Here is a 20,273-nt window from a genome sequence, read left to right as displayed (position 1 = left end):
ACACGCGAACGGTATATCCGAATCAAATAAAATATTTTCCACATCTCAAGTTCCCACAGGGCAGCAGGTTCGCGCACACTTGATATCATGGACAAGCCAACACATTTCTATAACATAAACTGTTTCATTTTTCCACACAATTTGTTCACATTTTTCTTGTGTTGTCCCCACATTCAGCCCGTAGAATGAACCACAGCAAACCGGCTTCTATGGCCGGAGATTGGGGAGTTGGATCGATGGACAAAAAGAAATTATCAACCGGAATCCTTCTGGTGGCGGCGGGCGCCGTCGCTCTTTCAACCGTCGTCGTTTTTGCCGCAGGCGGAGGCCCGGGAGGAGGGCCCGGCGGTGGCCCGGGCGGCGGCGGTATGGATATTGGCTCTGTTGAAATGTCGGAGAGCGTCATCCAGGTCAAGCTTCAGACGCCCAAAACAGGCAGCCTGTCGCGCACAACCGATTTTATTGGTAAAATTGAACCGTCAGAAAGCGTGAATGTTTACCCGGAGATCAGCGGAAAGGTCAGCGAGGTTTATTTTGAAGCGGGCGACACCGTACAGGCAGGCGATCTGCTGTTTACTCTCGACGACAGCGACGCCGCCCTCTCCTATAAGATGGCGCAGGCCAGCTATGAGCAAAAAGTCATTTCCGCCGACACAACACTTGGAAGCGGCTATGAATCCAAGCTGTTGTCTGCCAAAGCACAGCTTGATTCCGCGCAGCAGAGCCTGAACAACACGCGCCTAAAGCTTAAGGATTATAACGACGGTTATGACGACAGCCTGATCAACGCGGAAAAGCGCCGCGATGAAGCTGAAACAGCGATGAAAGCGGCTGAACAGGCATATGAGGACGCGAAGAACGATCCCAATACGGATGAGGACACACTCAGGGATTTGCTTGACAAATTCACCAGAGCGGAACAGGAATACCTGCTCCTCCGCTCTGAAATCAACGAGCTGGAGGACAGCGAGGACAGCGAGGCGCGCGACCTGCGCAACTCCTATAAAAATGCCCAAACAAGCTATGAGCAGGCCCTCGAAAACTATAACCTCCTGCTCGGCGGTTCATTGGAGGATACACAGCGCGCCACCGAAGCCGAGCTGAAATCGGCGCAGCTCTCGTTGGAGCAAAGCGCCGCGACGCTGGATAAATACAAGGTCTATTCCCCCATCAGCGGCGTGATCGAAACAAAATCCGTCGCGCCGTATGAGATGGCCTCGGCCGGTACGGCCGCCTATACGATCTCCAATAAGAATACCATGTCGGTCAAGTTCAACGCCTCCGCGGACGCGGCTGTCGCGCTCTCACTGGGCGGCGAAGTCACGCTCACAAAAAGCGGCGCAGAATATACCGCGGTGATTACCTCTATCGATACAAAGGCAAATGAATCGACGGGCCTGTTCCCGATCGAGGCGCAGATACAGGACGCAGACGGATCGCTGCTTTCGGGCGTGTCCATCAAGGTAACGGCTGCGACACAGAAGGCCGAAGATGCAATGCTCATCCCGATCGACGTGATCTACTATGATGAAGGCCAGCCATATGTCTTTACATATGCAGGCGGCGTGGCGCACCGCACGGATATTGTCACCGGCATGGCGAGCAGCGACGAAGTTGTTGTCGAATCCGGGCTTGATATGGACAGCCAGATCATCACAACCTGGCATCCCGACCTTAAAGACGGCGCGTCTGTCACACTGGCCGACGGCCAGGCGGATCCCGACGCAGGTTCGTCTGAAAGCATCCCGCCGGCAGACAACCTGCCCACGGACAGCAGCACTCCCGTGGACAGTGCGTCTATAGACAGCCGTACCCCGGCGGACGATGATGGCGCAAAGACCGTGTCTGCTGACACCGTATCCGATGATATCCCGGCGGACGCCGCATCTTTTGCCGCAAACGGCGCCGAAGCGTCGGGTCAGGAGGGCTAACACAGGATGACGCTTCCAAAACTGTCTGTTACAAGGCCCGTCGCGGTCCTCATGTGCGTGCTGATGCTGGTGGTATTTGGTATCTCCTCCGTCTTTGGTATGGAGATGGAATCGACCCCCGAAATGTCTATGCCTGTGTTTATGGTCATGACAAGGTACGAAGGCGCCTCCCCCGAGGAGGTCGACGAGCTTGTTACCGATGTTGTCGAATCGGCGCTTTCCTCGATCAGCGACGTCAAAACCATGACCTCACGCTCCTCGGAAGGCTCGTCGATGACAATGCTGGAATTTGATTACAGCACCGATATGGATGAAAAATATGACGAGATCAACGAGGCGATGACCCGCCTGCGCCTGCCGGATTCGGCAAACGATCCGACAATCATGGAAATGAGCATGGATTCGTCGTCGATCATGGATCTTTCCATCCGCACAAATGCGGACGACAATGTGTACTCCTACATTGAAAGTACCGTCGTCCCGGAGCTGGAGAGAATTTCCGGCGTCTCAGCGGTCGAGATGCGCGGCGGTACGCGCGAATATGTCAAGGTTGAGCTGCGCGAGGAGGAAATGGAGCAGTATGGCCTTTCGATGAGCGATGTGGCTGGCGCCATCTCCTCGGCCGACTTTACGACGACCGCGGGTGAAATCAACCGCGGCAACGTCTCTCTGACGCTTCAGGGCGGCGTCAGCTATGACACCTATGAAAGCCTTGAGACGATCCCGATCTCCCTGGCCTCCGGCGACATTATCCATGTTTCCGACGTGGCGACCGTCACCATGGCTGAGGAACAGATGAACAATATCAGCCGTTACAACGGCATGGAAAATATCAGCCTGTCCGTTTCGAAGAACCAAAGCGCCAATACGATTGAAATCTGCAACGAGGTTTCAGAGGTAATCGACGAGCTGAACCAGCAAGGCCTTGGCCTTGTGATTGAGATCACGAACAACAGCGGCGAAACAATCTATGAAAACATTATGAACGTCGTTTCCACCCTTATCCAGGGTCTCGCGCTCTCCATGCTTGTCCTGGTGGTGTTCCTGGGCGACTGGCGCGCGGCGCTGATCGTTGCAACATCGATGCCGCTGTCTGTTTTCGCGGCGCTTGTGCTGATGGCCGCGTTTGGTATGACTCTCAATATCATGTCGCTCGGCGGCCTTGTTGTCGGCATTGGTATGATGGTTGATAACTCCATCGTCGTCATCGACAGCTGCTTTAAAATGCGAGACGGTATACGCAGCTATAATGACGCCGCGATCGCCGGCGCGAACCTCGTCAACGGAGCCGTTATTGCATCGACGATTACAACCATTGTCGTGTTCCTGCCGATCGCGCTGATGAAGGGCATGGCCGGCCAGCTCTTTAAAGAGGTCGGATTTACGATCGTCTTTTCCCTGACCGCTTCCCTGATTTCCGCGTTGACACTTGTTCCCGTGCTCTTTGCAAAATTCCGGCCTGTGGAAAAACAGACTTCGGTTGTCAACCGCGGCCTGCATAAGCTGGAACGCCTGTATGGCGCCCTGCTTGACAAGGCGCTGCATCACAAGCTGATCGTTGTCGCCATCGCCATTGTTATGCTTGCCGGAACCTTTGTCATGTTTACACAGATTGACTCCGAACTGATGCCGATGTCTGATGAAGGCTCCATCAGCATCTCTGTCACGACAAAAACCGGGCTTAATATCGAAGAAACAGATCAGATCATGACACAGCTCGAGGCTCTGGTAGCCAAACAGCCCGACGTAGAAAGCTATTCCATGCGTGGCGGCGGCGGTTCCGCAAGCATTACCGTTACGCTCAAAGACGACCGTTCCATGCAGACGGACGAATTCATCGCCCTGATGCGCCAGGAAACAGCCTATGTTGAAAATGCCAGCGTTGAGGTTGAGCAGCGCAGCAGCATGTCGTTCGGCAGCCGGGGCGTACAGATCAATCTGTCCGGCAGCAACCTCGATGTGCTTGAACAGACGGCTAACGAGATCAGAACGCTTATACAGGGGCTTGACGGTATCGATTCCGTTTCAACCAGCCTGTCCGACGGCGATCCGCGCGCTGAAATCGTTGTGGATTCTGTACAGGCTGCCGCTATCGGCACCACGCCGTCAGCCATACTTTCAACTGTCAAAAATATGCTTTCCGGCATTGAAGCCACCAAACTTCAGGAAAGCGATCAGGAGTATTCCGTCAAGGTTATGTATCCTGAGGACCGTTTTTATGATGTCAGCGACCTTTCGGGCCTGATGATCCGCACCTCCTTTGGCGGCCAGATCCCGCTGACCGACGTTGCAACCATTGTTTACAACAACAGCCCCTCTCAGATTCAGCGCGAGGATGGCGACTATCAGGTTTCCGTCACCGCACAGGCGGCCATCGGCCAGTCTGAAAGCAGCCTCTCCAGCCAGGTTCTTGCGCGTGTCCGGCAAATGGATCTTCCGGATGGCGTTACAGTTGAGGAGGGCGGCAACATGCGCACCATGAATGAGGAATTCAGCGCCATTTACAGCGCGCTGGCCACTTCAATTTTCCTGGTGTTTGTGGTCATGGCCATTCAGTTTGAGTCCATGCGTTTCTCTCTGGTCGTCATGTTCTCCGTCCCATTCGCCATGACAGGCGCGTTTCTGGCCCTGCTGATCACAGATATGTCGATCAGCATGACCTCTCTGATTGGGCTGATCATGCTTGTCGGTATCGTCGTCAACAATGCAATCGTGTTGGTTGATTATGCCAATATGCTGCGGCGCGAACAGGGCCTCACGGCGCACGACGCGCTTGTCAATTCAGGACGTTCCCGCCTGCGCCCAATCCTTATGACGACACTGACCACAGTCCTGGGCCTGATTCCATCCGCATGCGGATTTGGAGGAAACGTCGAAATGATGCAGTCCATGGCTGTTGTCGTCATCGGCGGCCTGACGCTCTCAACGCTTGTCACATTGATTCTTGTCCCGACCGTCTATCTTCTGTTTGACGGCGAGGACCGCCGCAGGAAAGACCATAAGACCGGTAAGCGTTCTCTGCTCCGCCGCAACCGGCGCGAGCAGCCTCAGGTATCTGATGCAACGCCAGTCCCGCCCGAATTCTTTTGACATCCTCTTATCAACTCTCTATACGAAAACGGGGTTCCGTCCAAGCGGCGGAACCCCGTTTTCGCCTTCATCCTCTCCGAGCATAATAAACAACGGCAGACTGCAAGGGCGGGTCTCTGACCAACGCCTTTGCTCCGCCGTTTTTTATGTTGGGGACGCTTTTTATAATACGCCCTTTTCAATACAATTAAAAATAAATCATAATACCCAACCTAAACCCCTGGATATTTGGCCAATTCATCGCAACATGAACCCACGATTGCCCAATCGCATCTCAAACCGGCTTTTTCCCCTGTTGGTCGGGCCGCATTCCATCCCCTGCGGCGTTGAGCCCATCAAGCTCTGTGTCAAAGAGCGGCACCACCCCCTGCGGATTCGCCGCCTGCATAAATGCCTGGTGCAACGCGTCCTTAAACGCACCGCACTCCAGAGAAAAGTCAAAATCGGATGTTGTCAGCTCAAAATTGTTACTCGCCTCATATGTCATCCCCGACTTCCTCCTTTCCATAAGTATAATACGAAGTAATGCGGGAAATCTCCCACAAAATTAAAAAATAGTTTCTTTGAAAATATTTGCTGCAAAGCAAATAAAATGATGCGGGAGATTTTGCGGCCTGCGTCGTATGTATACACAGGAATAAAACTTCCAGAAAACAATGAAAGGAAGGACTTTTCTATGACAATCAACCGAACCAGTCAGGATGGAATGACGGTCTTTGTCTTGGCAGGCCGTTTGGATACTGCCACAAGTCCTCAACTGCATGACGTTCTGCTTCCGGCGTTCGACGGCGCCTGCGACATCCTGCTCGATTTCACCGGGCTTAACTATGTCAGCTCCGCTGGGCTGCGCGTCCTGTTGGCCGCTCAAAAACAGAGTAAGGCCGCCGGCGTATGCATGCGTCTGCGCGGCGTATGCGGCGAAATTATGGAGGTATTCGACATGACCGGCTTTTCCGACATCCTGAATATCATTCCAAACGACGAAACCAGGTAAAACAAATGAAAGGGATGTTTCCTCACGAAAAAGGCTCTGAAAGCTCACCCCGGTTTCGGCAAGCCTTTGGCGGCAGCTTAAAATTCTCTATTTTATCTACCCGGCGGCACAGGCAAAGCCCTGCTTATACAGGAAGCAGGGCTTTGCTTTATAAATCTTATCAGTTTTGCAGAGGCGCCATGTCAAGCGTCTGACGCCTGACCAGCTTTGCAAAAAGGCCTTTGGCGGCAATCAACTCATCATAAGCGCCATCCTCCACAATTTTCCCCCCGTCAAGCACCAGGATACGGTCACATTGGCGGATTGTGGAAAGACGGTGGGCAATCACAATGCGGGTACATTTCAGTTTATCCAGCGAATCGGATACAATTCGCTGGGTGATATTATCCAACGCTGAGGTTGCCTCATCAAACATTAAAATTCTGGGCTTTGGAGCGATCGCCCGTGCGATCATCAGCCTTTGCCGCTGCCCGCCGGAAAGCGCGCCGCCGCCCTCGCCGATGAGCGTATACATCCCCATCGGCATTTTTTTGATATCCTCGTCCATACCGGCCAGCTCTGCCGCCTCCCACGCCTCGTCCAAGGTAAGCCACGGGGCGGAAATGGTGATGTTGGAATAGACGTCCCCGGCAAACAGACGGCTCTGTTGGAGTACAACACCAATATTGCGCCGCAGGGCGGGCAGGTCCAACGTTTGCAGGTCGCGGTTATCGTAATAAACCGCGCCGGAGACAGGCGTTTCAAAGCCAAGCAGCAGCCGCAGCAGCGTGCTTTTGCCACAGCCGGTTTTGCCCACAATCGCCACATATTGGCCAGGGTGGATTTTTAAATTGATATGGTCAAGAATCCAGGGCGCGTCCTGTGCATAGCGAAACGACAGGTTCGCCAGTTCCACACCGCCGCTCATTCTGTGAAGTTGTTTTTTGTTGCCGCTGATTTCCGGCACGGCCTTCATAATCGGCTCCGCCAGTTCAGCCAGCGGTCTCAGCGCCGCCAGGCCTTCCGTCAGCGAAGCCAATGACAGCACAGCTCCATTCACCAGGCCGTATGCGGAGGCGAACGCCATATAGCCGGCTGTATGCATTCCGGACTTGGCAGCCAAGGAATAAATCAGGATGGACCCTCCCAGAGCAATCAGTGCCGACAAAGCCGGCTGTATCCTGAGCAGAGGCGGCGGATTATAAAGCAGCGCCGCATTCTCTGCATAATACCTTGCCCATTTCGAAAAGGCACGCTGCTCCGCCCCGGCCAGTTTAATTTTTTGAATACCTGAAAACAGCCTAAATATCAGGCCGTTCAATTCTGCCGCAATATGCAGGCGCTTACGCGCCACATGAGTCTCTGCCAGAATACCGGCCATCATAACCGTGAGCTGCGCCAATAAAACGCCGGCTGCCGGACCGAACAACGCGGGGGTCAGCGCCCGGATTTGAAGCAGATATACGATGGAAAAAGCGCCGTTTATGACGCCTGTCAACACCGTATCTCCCAGCAGTGTACACATTTGCGTCAGCGCATCCACACGGTTTTGCAGTTCACCTGCATTGTGATCCCGGAAAAACTGTGCGGGCAGGCTAAGCAGCCTGCTCATAGCTGCATTTTCAACTGCCAGCCGTACCTTCTGCGCGATACGGTTGACTGCCAGCGATTTTGTCAGGCCAACCAATGTCAGCGAAAACAGCGCCCCAACCGCCAGCATCCCAATGGGCGCAAGATTCTCCAGACCACCCATTGGGATCACTGTTGCAAAGAGGATCTGTGTTACAAACGGGACCGCCATTCCAAACAGGCTCGCCAACAGGCCGGCCAATAAAAGCGACGTCAAATCCCATCTGTCAATCGATTGAACCGCAAAGAGAAATAAATCCCGTAGGGTAAGCGCCCGCAGCGGCAAAGGCTGGTAAAAGCAGACCGCTTCTCCGGTCAGTATCCGGGTGGTTTTCACACCAGCCTGCACTGTCCGCCTGTTTGCATGGTCACGCCACGTATATCCGCCAAGCCTGCGCGGTAAAAGCGCCACCGCGCCGCCCTCTGTCGTATAGGCAAGCATCGGGCCGGCCGCCTTTCTCCACCATGCTCCATCCAGCTTCACCGTTCGGCGCCGGATTCCAGTTGGGTTGAGCATATAATCGAGCCGGTCGTTAAAATCATCCATCAGGCCCGGCGGCTCAGGCGCTTTCACTCCAAACCAGGTCAGGATTTCATGCACAGCGTCCTCCAGGCCTCCATTTCTGCCTGCGACTGCCGCTTTCCCCGTCACAGACTCTCCAAGTGTCTCAAGAGCGTCTGCAAAGGATTCGCGGTCCTGTTCCAGGCGCGTTTTTAATTGATCATCAAACAGGCCCATCCCTGACCCCCTCTTTACTCCATTGAAATCAGGCGTGTATAAGCTCCGTTTTTGGCATACAGCTCATCATGCGTTCCGCGTTCCACCACGCGGCCATCCTCCAGTACAATGATTTCGTCACAACCGCGGATGGTGGAAAGGCGATGCGCCACAAGGATACAGGTGATCCCGCGTTCCCGAATCGAACGGATGACCTCATATTCCGTCTTGGCGTCAAGCGCCGAAGTCGCTTCGTCAAGGATAACGATCGTAGGATCCTGCGCCAATACCCTGGCAATCTCCAGCCGTTGGCATTGGCCGCCTGAAAAGTTTTTGCCATTCTCACAGAGCACCGCATTGTAACCACTTTCCCGCGCTACGATGTCCTCATGAATCTGCGCGTCCCGCGCAGCCAGAATAATCTCAAAATCCTCGATAGACCGGTCCCACATCCGGATATTGTCAGCGATGCTGTCCTCAAACAGTGTGATATCCTGGTCGACCACCGCCAGCGAACCTGTAAACACCGGACGGGGGATTTCATGACGCAAGCGTCCGTCATACCGGATTTCCCCGCTCCAGGGCTGATATAATCCGGAAATCAGCTTGGCCAGTGTTGATTTGCCGCAGCCGGACGCACCTACAAACGCAACTGAACCGCCTGGACGCAGGTTTAAGGAAAGATTCTCAATAAGCGGCGGCGCCAGCCTGGAATAGCCGAACGTCACGCTATTCAGTTCCAAGCCGCCCAAAAGCTTCTCAAGGCCCTCCGGCGCCTGCGTTTGCTCCGCTGGCGCCTCCACATCGGGAGAATAACTTTCAACATCCTCCACACGCTCCATCGAAACGCGCATCTCCTGCATCTGCTGGCCCAGAGAAAGCAGGGAGGCGGCCGGCGCCATGAAGGAAGTCAGAAACGACTGAAACGCCAATAGCATTCCCGCTGTGAACCGGCCGTACAAAATCAGGGCCACGCCCAATAACAGCACCGTTATGCCGGCTAAACCGGAGAGCGCCTGCAAAAACGCGCCCGAAGCGCTTTCAAGCTGCGCCGTATCCACGTCAGCGCCGTTGACACTGGCGTTCAGACCGCTCCATCGCTGAAAAAAACCGTTCTCCGCGCCGCTGGCTTTGATGGTTTCAATCATCTCAATGCCTGAAACCGTCGCCGATGCAAGCTTTCCCGCATCGCGCATACGCAGGCGGAACAAATTGGTCCGCCTGTGGGAAGTATACTGCGTGATGAACAGGTTACAGACAGCCGACGCAAGCCCGATCGCCGTCAGCAGCGGGGAATACCGAATCATCATACAAAAATAAAACGCCATAACCCCCAGATTGAGTGCCAAAGGTCCCAATTGGGAAATCAACGTTTCCGCGATCAGTTCATTGCTCTGCTGCCTTTGCGCAATATCGCCGGCATACCGTTGTGAAAAGAATTCCACCGGCAGGCGCAACACATGCCACATGAACCGGGCATTGGCCGAAACGGCAAGCTTGCCACGCAGCTTCAGCAAATAAATTGATTGCAGGATCACTGCAATCGTTTGAAATACAAGCAGGCCGCCCAGCGCCGTCAAAAAGGGCGGCAGCCAGCCGGGATTTTTTCCGCTGAGTATTTCGTCAAGAAACACACGTGAAAAAAGCGGCGATACCAGCCCGGACAACGATGCAAGCAGGCTGATCGCCGCCACACAGATCATCGGCGCGAGCGCCCCGCACAATCTGGAACGTGCAAACGCCAACACCCTGCGCGGCCGGCCGGCCGGTGTAAAAGATTGCGTTTTTTCAAATGCCATGGCGACTCCGGTGAAGGCTTCGTCGAATTCCTGCAAAGGGACTTCCACGCGTCCCCTGCCGGGATCGCAGATCACCGCCGTTCTTTTTCGAAAGCCGCACAACACTACAAAATGATTGAAATTCCAGTGGATAATCAACGGAAAGACCATTTCCCTGACGCCGGATAGACTGCACCGATAGCCCTGCGCCTTCAGCCCATAGCCGCGGGCGGCTTTCAGAAGATTTCCGGCATTGCTGCCGTCCCTTCCAACGCCGCAGGCAAGCCGCACCTGTTCCAGTGGCAACCATTTTCCATAGTGTGCCAACACCATTGCGAGGCAAGCCGCGCCGCATTCCGTGGCTTCCATCTGCATGACTACCGGTACTTTTGCAATCCGGTTCATCGCGCGCTCAACCTCCAAACAACAGATCAATCGGCCTTTGACGCTTCAATATAACGCCCGCGCTGAAAACAGCGCCGGTTCTGGCCGGCGCGCCCTCCAGCTCAACCGGCACAACACAGACCCAGTCTGCGGGCATGGACTGCGCCAGCCAGGCGGCTCCCACTGCTTCGGCGGCCTGTTCGGCGGGGACAGGCTCATCCACATAAAGGAGCCGGCCGCTCAAGGCTTCATCCACACCACTTGCAGTCAGGCGCGCCGTCATTCCGGGTTCAAGCATGTACGCTTCATCAGCCGCGATAAAGCATACCGCCTCTGTTTCCAACTGAATGCCAGTTCCAAATACCGTAACCGGTATACTGCCCCAAAAACACCAAACGGCGGCCGCGCCCAGTATTAAAAACAGCGCCAACAGAATCAGCCGCAGCGAAGGGGTAGACACTTGCAGGTATCGGTCAAGCTGGTCGGGTGATGCAATACGGTTCAGGCTTTTCCGGCGAAAAATCATTTGAGTCATGGCTCTATGCTCCTTTGACAAGTTGGCGGTATATGGAGCCTCCCGGCGTCAAATCTGCGCGTCCTTAAGATATTTGCGCATCTTTTCCTTGGCGCGCTGGAGCGCCGAAGCCAACGTGCTTTCATTAATCTGAAGCTTCTCTGCAATTTCACGATAACTCCATCCAAGCAGGTATTTATAATACACCACCATTCTGTCCCGCTCAGGAAGCTGCCGCAACGCGGCGTAAAGCGCCCTGCGCTTTGGGCTTGTGATCTGCTCATATTGCTCGTCAAAGGGAACGCTGAGCGCCTGGGCAAGGCCCTCCTGTTCGTCATTGGTGGAGAGATGACGCTTTTGTGTGCGGTAAAAATCGATCAGTGTATTTTCTGCGATCCGCCAGGCCCAGGTACTAGCTTTTGCCCTCTCAGAATGGTATGTATGCAAGTGCTCCGCAATTTTTAAAAAGGTCTTAGCCGTAAGGTCCTCAGCGTCCTCCCTGTGCAGCAGCTTATAAAAAAAGAAGTTGTAAATTTTCGGGAAATAGCTCCTATATAGTTCTTCCAGATCGATCATATCGTTCGCCATTCAGACCCCTCCATTCTTCGACAGGCCGCTTGAAAAATGAGTCCATAGCAGATTTTCAAACAGACTCGAAGCAAGCTCAAAACGGCTGTTCTTTATGCAAAAGCAACTAATTCCATTTTACCCTTTTGTTTGACATGAAAAAAAGAGGAGGGATGAAATTGACAGTAAAACGGCCAAAATTAATAAATATTCTTCCGCTTTTCAACACCGCAGAATCTGTGCGGCCCTTTCGAAACTTTTTTTTGATCGGATAATATGGTATAATATGCGCAGTGCAAACGGCTTTGCCGTTTGCAGCCGCCGTCTGGCGGCACCCGCTGCAAAGCAGCGGACTGCGCATGTTACACCACAGCCAAAACCGGCAAAGCCGGTTTCTCTGCCGCTTTGCGGCAGACAAGCCCGAAAGGGCTTGCTGCTGTGGTATAATAACCGCGGAGCGGTTATTATACCATATTATGGCCAGGGCGATACGCGGGCGCGGCCCGCTGCCGCCCCGATGGCCAATTATACCATGTCCGCGAAGCGGCATGGTATAATTGGCGCAGTACAAACGGCAAAGCCGTTTGTAGCCGTGTGGATATCAGAATTTGCCGTAGGTACGGCCATTCAAAAAGGGGGGATGTCAGTTGTATCACATCGCAATCTGTGACGACGAACCTGATTTTGTCGCCGGAATTGCCGATCAGATCCGTATGTTGACAGCACAGCTTGGCATTCCGTGCAGGATCTCAACCTATTTTGAGCCTGCGCAGCTTTATGACGCGCTGTGCGCTTCACAGGATGAGATTCATCTTGTGCTGCTTGATATCCTGATGGGCGAGGGCGACGGTGGAATGCGGCTGGCTGCCCGGATGCGCGAAATGGGCAAGCAGGTCAGCATCATCCTTGTGTCCTCCAGCCCTGACTTTATTTTGCAGGGCTACGATGTGCAAGCGATCAAATATCTTCTCAAGCCGGTGTCCTCTGAGGATTTGCGGGCTGCCCTGCTCTACGATTACCGCAACCACTATAAAAAGCGGTATCTGGGATTAAAAATCGGCTCCACTGTTCACAGTCTGCCCCTTTGGAAAATTGATTGTTTTGAGATCAAGGGTAAGCAGGTAGCTATCTGCTATCAAGGCGGCGTCCATTTCTATCGAGGCAAAATTTCGGCGCTTGAACCGCTTTTACCGGCTGAATTTTTCCGCTGCCACCAGAGCTTCATTATCAATCTTGACAATGTTGTGCGTCTGGTCCGTTACCGCGCGTATTTGGAGGATGGTCACGAGGTGCCGATCAGCCAACGGCACTATCGGGAAACACAGCAGGCCTTTCTGAAAAACCTGCGCGCCCGGTTCTCTATTTTTCAAAACGATACGGCTCCGCTTGCGCAGGAACCGCCGGACAACACCGCAAAAGCAGATTGAAGCGATCTGCCTTGGCGGTGTTTTTCGGTGGATCGGGCTGATTTTTGCTACATCCTTTTACGGATTGTCAGCACATTTTTGCCGTCGATAAATTCATATGTAATTTCATCCATCAGCTTTTTCACCATAAAGACCCCCAAGCCCCCGATCTGCCGCTGATCAGCGTCCTGTGTAACGTCCGGGTCCTTTTGCAAAAGCGGGTTGTATGGTTTTCCTTCATCGGCGAATCCAATCGTCACCTGAAGCGGCTCGCCCCCCACCTCACAACGAACGGTCGCCTCGCCAATGTTTGGATGGTAGGCATAGTGCGCAATATTCACATAGATTTCCTCAACGGCGAGGCTCACCTGCGTCATTATCTTCGCCGGACAGCCCGCCAGTTTCAACCGTTCATGAATAAATCCCGTTACAAGCTCCAGATTCTCCAGCGTTGCGGGTACGGTCAGTTCAGCCATTTTGATCCCCTCTCTCATTGATCCGCAAAATCAACATGGTGATATCGTCGGCCTGCTGCGCGCCGTCCGCAAAGCTGGCAAGCTCCTGCCGCAGCAAGTGAAGCTGTCCCTCCAGCGTACAGCCGTCCAGCCTGCCCGAATTCACAAACGCTTTTAACCGCGCCTCAGAATATAGCTCCTCGTGCGTATTGAGGGTTTCTGTCACGCCGTCGGTGTACAACAGCAGGCTGTCGCCAGGAAAAAGTGTAATCCGCTGCTGGCTGTATTTCATATGCTCCATTCCCGCCAATACAAACCCGCGTTTTGACTCCAGCCATTCATAGGGGGCGCCCCCTGTTGAAAGCAGCGGCGGATTGTGGCCGGCGTTTACATAGGTAAAACTGCCGTCGGTCACATCCAGAACGCCCATAAAGGCTGTGACAAACATCCCCGCTTCGTTGTTCTCGCAAAGCTGGTCATTGACAGTTTCAAACACCTGCTTGGGACTCATGCCCGCCTGCGCATGGTTTTTAATCAGCGTTTTGGCAATGACCATAAAAAGCGCCGCGGGAACGCCCTTACCTGAAACGTCTGCGATCACCACGCACAGATGGGTACGGTCGATCAGGAAGAAATCGTAAAAATCACCGCCGACCTCCTTCGCGGCCTGCATCAGCGCATAAATATCAAATTCTTTCAAATCCGGAAAGGGCGGAAAGATACATGGCAGCATGGAGGTTTGGATCTGTGTCGCAACCGCCAGTTCGGTTGCTATGCGCTCCTTGTCGGCCGTCACCCTCGCCAGATTCTTGATGTATTCTGTGATATCCACTTCCATCCTTGCCAATGCGGCCGCCAGCGTCTCAATCTCGTCGCCGGTATGGATGTTCAGCATCTCATCCGAAAAGCCTGTGTGGCATTTTGCGAACGCCTCCGCGTTTTTCGTCAAAAACTCAATCGGCATGACGACGCGCTTTTGCAGATAGCGCAGATATCCAAATATAACCAGGAAAACCAGCACAACTGTGATTCCAACTGTGGAAAGCAGGTATGCATTGAGATTTTGAAGGATAAACGGCATCGGCAGATCGGCCAGAAGCAGCGCCGTGACCTCCCCAGCGTCGTTTCGGACAGGAACAATAGCGGAGGTGTTGTAGCCGAAACTGTTTTTGCGGATGAAATAATCATCCGGCCGTTTACCAGTCCGATAAACATCCACCACCTTCTGCGGGTCGTCGCTTCCAATTGGGTCGACCGCTCCCAAGGCATACGCCTTGGGGTTTTGTGCGTCATGGCTACGTACATCATAGATCGTTGTGACTGTCATCGCGGCTTCATCCGGCACACAAATATAAATGCTCGTCAAACCGGTATTTTTGTAGAGCGTATAAATCTGATGGTCCATCTCGTCATAAGCCGCGTCCGTCTCTCCGCTTTCCAGATAACCGGCTATCCGTTCTCCGTCCACATAGGCAAGGGCCGTCTCCGCCAGTTTATAGGCAAAGTCGTTATATGTCCGAAAGGTTGAAGTACGGTACTGATAATAGCCGCTGGTACAGACGCTCGCACAAATAATCCCAGCCAATAACAGGCAAAGAATCGTTATTTTCCCTCCAAGGCCCCGTTTTCTTTTTTCCAACTCTATCCCTCACAGCTTTTTGTAATAAATCACCGCGTCGCAGGTACATCTCCCCCCACAGACAACACACCGATAATCCGGATCATCATACCAGAGCATTTTTCGCTCATAAAGGCGCTGAAAACCAAATGCACGAAACGTCCCCTCAATGGGCAGCTCCCCGTTGCAAACCCAGGCTGAACCATAAACCGCGCCAAAGCCCTCCGCTTTAGCCTCGCGTAGACCGGCGTCCGCCATGGCCTTCATAATCCCGCGATGCTCAAACCGTTTCTGTACCGCCGCGCTTTTATAGATCAGGGACGGCTTTTCCCCGGAAATACTTAAAACATCTGCACGCGGCATATCCATTTTCTTCATGACCAGCCCGACGCTTGCGGGGAGCATCACCGCAAAGCCTGCAAACACACCGTCCAACAGTGCGATCTTTAAAAGCCTCGGATACTCCATCCAATGTGTAAAATCGTCCCTGTGCAAATAGCCTGTCCCATACCGTTCATCGCAGAGCTGTTGAATGTCCCGATAGAACGCCGCATCCCCATCCACAATCGAAACCGGACCGGCCATTTGCGTATGCTGTCGTTCCATATCTGTCCCTCCTATAACAGGATCGTCAGGGTGTTCACCCCAAACGTACGTTGATAACAGACGCTTTTAGCCAGCTTTAAGATCATACGGATGCCAAGGGCTTCGCCCATCTCATCCGCTGCCTGATGCGCCTGATAATAGTCGATCGGATTGAACTGTTTTCCTGCGTTGCGAATGCGCAGGCCGATCTCTCCCTGAATGACAAAAACACGTACATCCACAGTCGCTTGACCCTGCTCTTGAAAGCAATGCTTTATCAAAATGGTGAGCATTTCCTCGATGGAAAGGCTCACAGCCATCGCCTGCCGGGCTGTCAGGCTATTTTGATTGCAAAAGCCGCCGATCAGCCCGGCAGCCCGCACCGCTTCATCAATCCGTGCCTCCACCGAGAAGTCGATAACCTTGCCCATGCGGTCATATGCTTCGTCGAGCAAGAGAATCGGAGAACACGGCGTATCCGACTGTGCTTTCCGCCACAGCACCACAAAAAGCACCGCCAGGGTCAGCAGTTCAGAAAGCGGATAAAACCACCAAACAGGAAAGCCTGTCCAGCTCAAGACAGCCGCAGGCAAAACTGCAAACAAAAAAACCCGACAGAAGGTCATCCCATTTGCAAACGGCACCTGTCCGCTTGCATTATAAAAATAGATCAGGATGCTGCACAGCATCGCCATTGGCAGGGACAACGCAAACAGGCGCAGCGCCCAAACAGCCTGTGCGGTCTGCATAAGGCCAAACAGTGTACAGATTAGGGCGGGCGCCAGTGCAATCGCGGCGGCTATGCTCCCAATCAAAATACCTCCATAGCATAGCTGCATATGTATCAACAGCCGCATCCCAGGATTGTTTCGTTCGCTGTTATAGATGCCCACCAGCGGAAAAGATGTCTGTGGAACGCCCGAAATCACACAAAGTGTAAAGTCGCTGACACTTCCAACCACCGTAAAGATGGCCACAAAAGCACTGCCCCCTGCTGCCATCAGGATGCGGTTAAGCAGAATCATCCGCACCATGGACAACAGGTTGTTGAGCGCGGGCGGCGTTCCCAACATCAGCATCTCGCGCAGCATCGACGTGCCGCCGCGCGGCATGGTCAGCCGGAAACTGCCGCCATGCAGGCAGATAAATCCGACCGCCGCACCCAAACAGGTAGCGAGTACGCTGGCCAGCGACGCGCCCGCCAATCCCCATCCGGCTTTGATGAAAAGATAATCGAGCACGCCGTTAAGCGCGGTCATCGTGAGAAGGGAAACGCTCACCATGGCTGGTTTCCCATCCAGACGCAAAAAATTGAATGGCACATAGAGCAGGCACTTTACCGGAGCGCCCCAAAAAGCAATCTGTGCATAAGCGAGCGCCATCGCAAACAGCGCGTCGTCCGCCCCAAAAAGCTTGACGGCAGGCCGCAAAAACAAAAGGCCGCCTATTGTCAAAAAGGTCCCGAACAAAAGCTGCAAGGCCACGCACAGCGTATAACAAACACAGCCTTTTTCGCTTTCTGCCCGCCCAATCTGCGCAGCCGCCAAAAGTCCTGCTCCAGAGCCAATCAACGATCCGATCGTCGAACAAAGCAGAAAAATGGGGCCGCACAGATTGATCGCCGCCAACGCCTGCGCTCCCATCATATTGCCAACGATCGCGCTGTCGATTAGGACGTTGACCGTCCCGCCCAAAACGGACAAAACCGTTGGGAACAAAAACCGATTGAAAACGCCTCGCAGAAATCGCCCGTCCTGCCGCATAAATGTCGCCGGCGACTCAATGGAACATTCGTTCAATGGGATCTTCCCCTTTACCGGACGTATGTTTATATTGATTAATCGATATACGAACAGAAAGCAAAAATCTCCCATACAAATCCAAATTTGCATGGGAGATTTTTATTTTGCGCATCTGCCCGCTCTGCAGGCAGGCGCATTTTAATCAAGCGGCCCCGCGCCAGAGACGGCGCGGATGGCCAATTTTTTATAGATTGCAAAGCGCAATCTATAAAAAATAGCTGCAAGGCAGCTATTTTTTTGCGCATCTGCCCGCTCTGCGGGCAGGCGCATTTTAATCAAGCGGCCCCGCGCCAGAGACGGCGCGGATGGCCAATTTTTTATAGATTGCAAAGCGCAATCTATAAAAAATAATAATAAAACTTATTGATTATCGGTTGATTCAAAATCTTGATTTTTTTTCTCTTTTTCCTTTGTTGGAACACATACTTCAATCGGCAATACGCTTCCAGGGCGTACCCCCTCCGTACTCTCCGGCATGAACAGAACCTTCAGAGTCATGAAAATCAATTTCAAATCAAGTAGAATCGTCCAATTTTCTATATACATTAAATCCAACAACAACTTGTCCTGCGGAGTAGTATTATATTTTCCCAGGATTTGCGCATAACCGGTTAACCCTGCTTTTACACGGAGACGATATCGAAATTCCGGCAATATTTTCTCGTATTCCTGTTCAATTTCCGGGCGCTCGGGACGCGGGCCTACGATAGACATATCGCCCTTCCAGACATTGATAAGTTGCGGAAGCTCATCTAAACGCAGTTTACGTATGATATGTCCAATAGGCGTAATTCTATCATCTTTGTGGCTGGCCAAACGCGCCACTCCATCTTTTTCTGCATCAACAATCATACTGCGAAATTTATAAATTTGAAACTTTTTCCCATTAATCGTAAGACGTGTTTGTTTGTACAAAACAGGTCCACCATCATAAATCTTTATACAAATTGATACGATCAACATAATCGGACTTGCCAATAATAATCCTATCGAAGAAATTAATAAATCAAGCGTTCGTTTGATTCCACAATCTTCCAGACTCAAACCGCGATTGCGCAGCAGCAAAAGCGGTGTATCAAACAGTGTTAAATATTCACTGCTTCCACTGATGATATCAATTACTGTCGGGACAATATATACCCTTATGTAATTTTCATAGCAGAAGCGGACCAGCTTGTTTCGCGCATAGCTTGGGATTCCACTGAAAACGACTGCTTCATAGTCAGAAAGTAATGGGAGAATAGACTCCACTTCTCCTTCAAAGCGCAGCCTGTGAGTAATATTGAATTTTTCCTTCCGTGTATTCATTTTCCAGAAAATTGACTCTGAATAAGAACCAATATGAATCAGAATCATGCGCCGCGGCGGATAAAGCCAAAAATAAAGCTTATTGGTGGTCAATGCCCAAACAACTGCTATCAAAGCTTGAACAAAAAGCAAAAGGATAATAGGAATAACATTGACCATCCGGCGCGCAATTAAGCTAATTTGGAAATATGTGACTGCATTAACAAACCCCAAAGATAAAAGGTGAGAATAAATGATTTCGGTTACCCGATAAAAACCGATCCGATATCCTCCATAAATTCGATTAAAAATATACAATATTGCAATATAGATCGCACATAACAGCCAATTTCCACGCCGATAAAAAGGATCCTCCATGTCATACAGATAAAAGCGGCGCCAGACAAACAGATATAATCCGCCCAATACTATAACAATTAAACCCGTCATAAAGAAAAGCAGTGTTTGCTTTCCTCTAGGAATTTTCTTCAAAATGTTACCACCTTTGAGAACATGATCGATCCACCTAAATCAGTGTTCAGTATTATATCTTAAATTCACTATATCACAAAGAGCACCTAATACAGCTAGATAGTATTCTTTTTGAAAATGTATGGCTGCCAGCCCCCACTTATGGTTTTCAACAGCATAATAGCCTGTGCTCAAATCAATCATATAACTTTGAGGCCAAAACTCCTGAAAGCACTTATATAAATAATCTAATTGCAGATTGATTGAACAATTAAATGATTTTACATTGGGTTCAAATTCACAAATCTCTCCATCTTTATTTTGATAATAATTTGTAAAACGGACGCGATGCAGAATAATCTGTTTTTGCGAAAATATAGATAGGATTTCTTCGCAAAATCTTTGCACATATTCACGCAAACTTCTTCCATCTACATTATATTCAATTTCTCCATTTTCAAGTTCAAGTCGCTGTTTCTTTAAGACAGGTAACGAAGGAACGTATAGTCTGCTATTTCGAAAACCGTTACTCATTGTAACCAAGCTGTCTTCGTATTTAACAAGCGGGAACCGCTCATCTACCAAGTCGATCAGTAAGTAATCCGCGGGCTTATCCCGCAGCTGTGAAAACGCGGATTTCCTTAGATCATTAAGAACCTGTCGCCATTCAAAAGCAGAGACGCCCTGGATCGGTTCGAGTGACTTTGTTACGGGAAGCGATACGGCTGAAACAATGGACTGTCTAGCTATATAACATCGGAGCTCAAAATCATTAGCTTGTCCTAATGAAAATAAATCTCTTGAAACGCAACTTCCAAATATGCTGACTGTAGCCTTGCTTTGCAATCGCGCCGGTATAGCCGTATGCAATACCTGTACAGGCTTGCTATGTATTATTATCGGCTGTTGCTCCTCTTTATATTTTATAAAGGCAGCAGCATAATATAAACCATCCTGAAAAAGCTCAAATTCGACCTCTGAGGCCTGCGTATACCATTTTATCTGTTCTTTTTTACCATTTCGAAATAAATAAAACGCCGCCCTTCCACCGGGGGGGGGGGGGGG

General features: G+C 51.7%; 15 protein-coding genes. 4 read left to right on the top strand and 11 right to left on the bottom strand.

Annotated features, from left to right (window positions below):
* Positions 1–236: 236 nt before the first annotated feature.
* Together FMM72_RS12105 and FMM72_RS12100 are read left to right on the top strand one after the other, a co-directional pair.
* Positions 237–1,931: an efflux RND transporter periplasmic adaptor subunit gene (locus tag FMM72_RS12105; protein WP_243157806.1), complete on the top strand. Its 1,695-nt coding sequence runs from the start codon at positions 237–239 to the stop codon at positions 1,929–1,931.
* A 6-nt stretch (positions 1,932–1,937) separates the two neighbouring features.
* The gene (locus tag FMM72_RS12100) at positions 1,938–5,021 is read left to right on the top strand and encodes an efflux RND transporter permease subunit (protein WP_162221580.1); all 3,084 of its coding nucleotides are present in this window, start codon (positions 1,938–1,940) and stop codon (positions 5,019–5,021) included.
* Positions 5,022–5,295: 274 nt separating this feature from the next.
* Here the strand turns inward: FMM72_RS12100 and FMM72_RS12095 are convergent, their stop codons facing one another.
* Positions 5,296–5,508, bottom strand: coding sequence for a hypothetical protein (locus FMM72_RS12095; protein ID WP_162221579.1), 213 nt, complete (start codon positions 5,506–5,508; stop codon positions 5,296–5,298).
* A gap of 189 nt (positions 5,509–5,697) precedes the next feature.
* Between FMM72_RS12095 and FMM72_RS12090 the strand changes: the two genes are divergently transcribed.
* Positions 5,698–6,015 carry an STAS domain-containing protein gene (locus FMM72_RS12090; RefSeq protein WP_160208991.1) on the top strand — a complete coding sequence of 106 codons (318 nt, stop codon included), beginning with the start codon at positions 5,698–5,700 and terminating at the stop codon, positions 6,013–6,015.
* A gap of 160 nt (positions 6,016–6,175) precedes the next feature.
* On the opposite strand, the gene FMM72_RS12085 is transcribed toward FMM72_RS12090, so the two are convergent.
* The 4 genes from FMM72_RS12085 to FMM72_RS12070 are packed head-to-tail and all read right to left on the bottom strand — an operon-like array spanning position 6,176 to position 11,605.
* Positions 6,176–8,362: an NHLP bacteriocin export ABC transporter permease/ATPase subunit gene (locus FMM72_RS12085; RefSeq protein WP_162221578.1), complete on the bottom strand. Its 2,187-nt coding sequence runs from the start codon at positions 8,360–8,362 to the stop codon at positions 6,176–6,178.
* Positions 8,363–8,376: 14 nt separating this feature from the next.
* On the bottom strand, positions 8,377–10,524 hold the full coding sequence (locus FMM72_RS12080) for an NHLP family bacteriocin export ABC transporter peptidase/permease/ATPase subunit (RefSeq protein WP_162221577.1): 2,148 nt from the start codon (positions 10,522–10,524) through the stop codon (positions 8,377–8,379).
* 7 nt (positions 10,525–10,531) lie between these two features.
* Positions 10,532–11,038, bottom strand: a complete 507-nt coding sequence (locus FMM72_RS12075; RefSeq protein ID WP_162221576.1) for a hypothetical protein — start codon at positions 11,036–11,038, stop codon at positions 10,532–10,534.
* Between the two features lie 48 nt (positions 11,039–11,086).
* Positions 11,087–11,605: an RNA polymerase sigma factor gene (locus tag FMM72_RS12070; protein WP_160208987.1), complete on the bottom strand. Its 519-nt coding sequence runs from the start codon at positions 11,603–11,605 to the stop codon at positions 11,087–11,089.
* A gap of 626 nt (positions 11,606–12,231) precedes the next feature.
* On the opposite strand from FMM72_RS12070, the gene FMM72_RS12065 reads away from it, so the two are divergent.
* The gene (locus FMM72_RS12065) at positions 12,232–13,011 is read left to right on the top strand and encodes a LytR/AlgR family response regulator transcription factor (protein ID WP_162221575.1); all 780 of its coding nucleotides are present in this window, start codon (positions 12,232–12,234) and stop codon (positions 13,009–13,011) included.
* A 47-nt stretch (positions 13,012–13,058) separates the two neighbouring features.
* On the opposite strand, the gene FMM72_RS12060 is transcribed toward FMM72_RS12065, so the two are convergent.
* The 6 genes from FMM72_RS12060 to FMM72_RS12035 form a co-directional block, all read right to left on the bottom strand.
* On the bottom strand, positions 13,059–13,466 hold the full coding sequence (locus tag FMM72_RS12060) for an ATP-binding protein (RefSeq protein WP_162221574.1): 408 nt from the start codon (positions 13,464–13,466) through the stop codon (positions 13,059–13,061).
* Complete coding sequence (locus tag FMM72_RS12055) at positions 13,459–15,084, bottom strand: PP2C family protein-serine/threonine phosphatase (protein WP_162221573.1); 1,626 nt, start codon at positions 15,082–15,084, stop codon at positions 13,459–13,461. The genes FMM72_RS12060 and FMM72_RS12055 overlap by 8 nt, the downstream gene beginning before the upstream one ends.
* Before the next feature lie 9 nt (positions 15,085–15,093).
* Positions 15,094–15,669 carry a hypothetical protein gene (locus tag FMM72_RS12050; RefSeq protein WP_162221572.1) on the bottom strand — a complete coding sequence of 192 codons (576 nt, stop codon included), beginning with the start codon at positions 15,667–15,669 and terminating at the stop codon, positions 15,094–15,096.
* An 11-nt stretch (positions 15,670–15,680) separates the two neighbouring features.
* Complete coding sequence (locus tag FMM72_RS12045; protein ID WP_162221571.1) at positions 15,681–17,447, bottom strand: MATE family efflux transporter; 1,767 nt, start codon at positions 17,445–17,447, stop codon at positions 15,681–15,683.
* Between the two features lie 363 nt (positions 17,448–17,810).
* Complete coding sequence (locus FMM72_RS12040) at positions 17,811–19,229, bottom strand: exopolysaccharide biosynthesis polyprenyl glycosylphosphotransferase (RefSeq protein ID WP_243157805.1); 1,419 nt, start codon at positions 19,227–19,229, stop codon at positions 17,811–17,813.
* 39 nt (positions 19,230–19,268) lie between these two features.
* A partial coding sequence (locus FMM72_RS12035) for a DUF6270 domain-containing protein (protein WP_207710349.1) occupies positions 19,269–20,273 on the bottom strand: 1,005 nt, incomplete at its 5' end.

The organism is Anaerotruncus colihominis (genome assembly GCF_010206195.1).
Taxonomy (GTDB): domain Bacteria; phylum Bacillota; class Clostridia; order Oscillospirales; family Ruminococcaceae; genus Anaerotruncus; species Anaerotruncus colihominis_A.
Note: the sequence above shows the minus strand (reverse complement) of the source record. Positions and strands in the feature narration are given on the sequence as shown.

Bases quoted from the DNA above. Each gene is read 5' to 3' on its own strand.
- FMM72_RS12105 (WP_243157806.1), top strand. From the start codon at position 237: ATGGACAAAAAGAAATTATCAACCGGAATCCTTCTGGTGGCGGCGGGC.
- FMM72_RS12100 (WP_162221580.1), top strand. From the start codon at position 1,938: ATGACGCTTCCAAAACTGTCTGTTACAAGGCCCGTCGCGGTCCTCATG.
- FMM72_RS12095 (WP_162221579.1), bottom strand. From the start codon at position 5,508: ATGACATATGAGGCGAGTAACAATTTTGAGCTGACAACATCCGATTTT.
- FMM72_RS12090 (WP_160208991.1), top strand. From the start codon at position 5,698: ATGACAATCAACCGAACCAGTCAGGATGGAATGACGGTCTTTGTCTTG.
- FMM72_RS12085 (WP_162221578.1), bottom strand. From the start codon at position 8,362: ATGGGCCTGTTTGATGATCAATTAAAAACGCGCCTGGAACAGGACCGC.
- FMM72_RS12080 (WP_162221577.1), bottom strand. From the start codon at position 10,524: ATGAACCGGATTGCAAAAGTACCGGTAGTCATGCAGATGGAAGCCACG.
- FMM72_RS12075 (WP_162221576.1), bottom strand. From the start codon at position 11,038: ATGACTCAAATGATTTTTCGCCGGAAAAGCCTGAACCGTATTGCATCA.
- FMM72_RS12070 (WP_160208987.1), bottom strand. From the start codon at position 11,605: ATGGCGAACGATATGATCGATCTGGAAGAACTATATAGGAGCTATTTC.
- FMM72_RS12060 (WP_162221574.1), bottom strand. From the start codon at position 13,466: ATGGCTGAACTGACCGTACCCGCAACGCTGGAGAATCTGGAGCTTGTA.
- FMM72_RS12050 (WP_162221572.1), bottom strand. From the start codon at position 15,669: ATGGAACGACAGCATACGCAAATGGCCGGTCCGGTTTCGATTGTGGAT.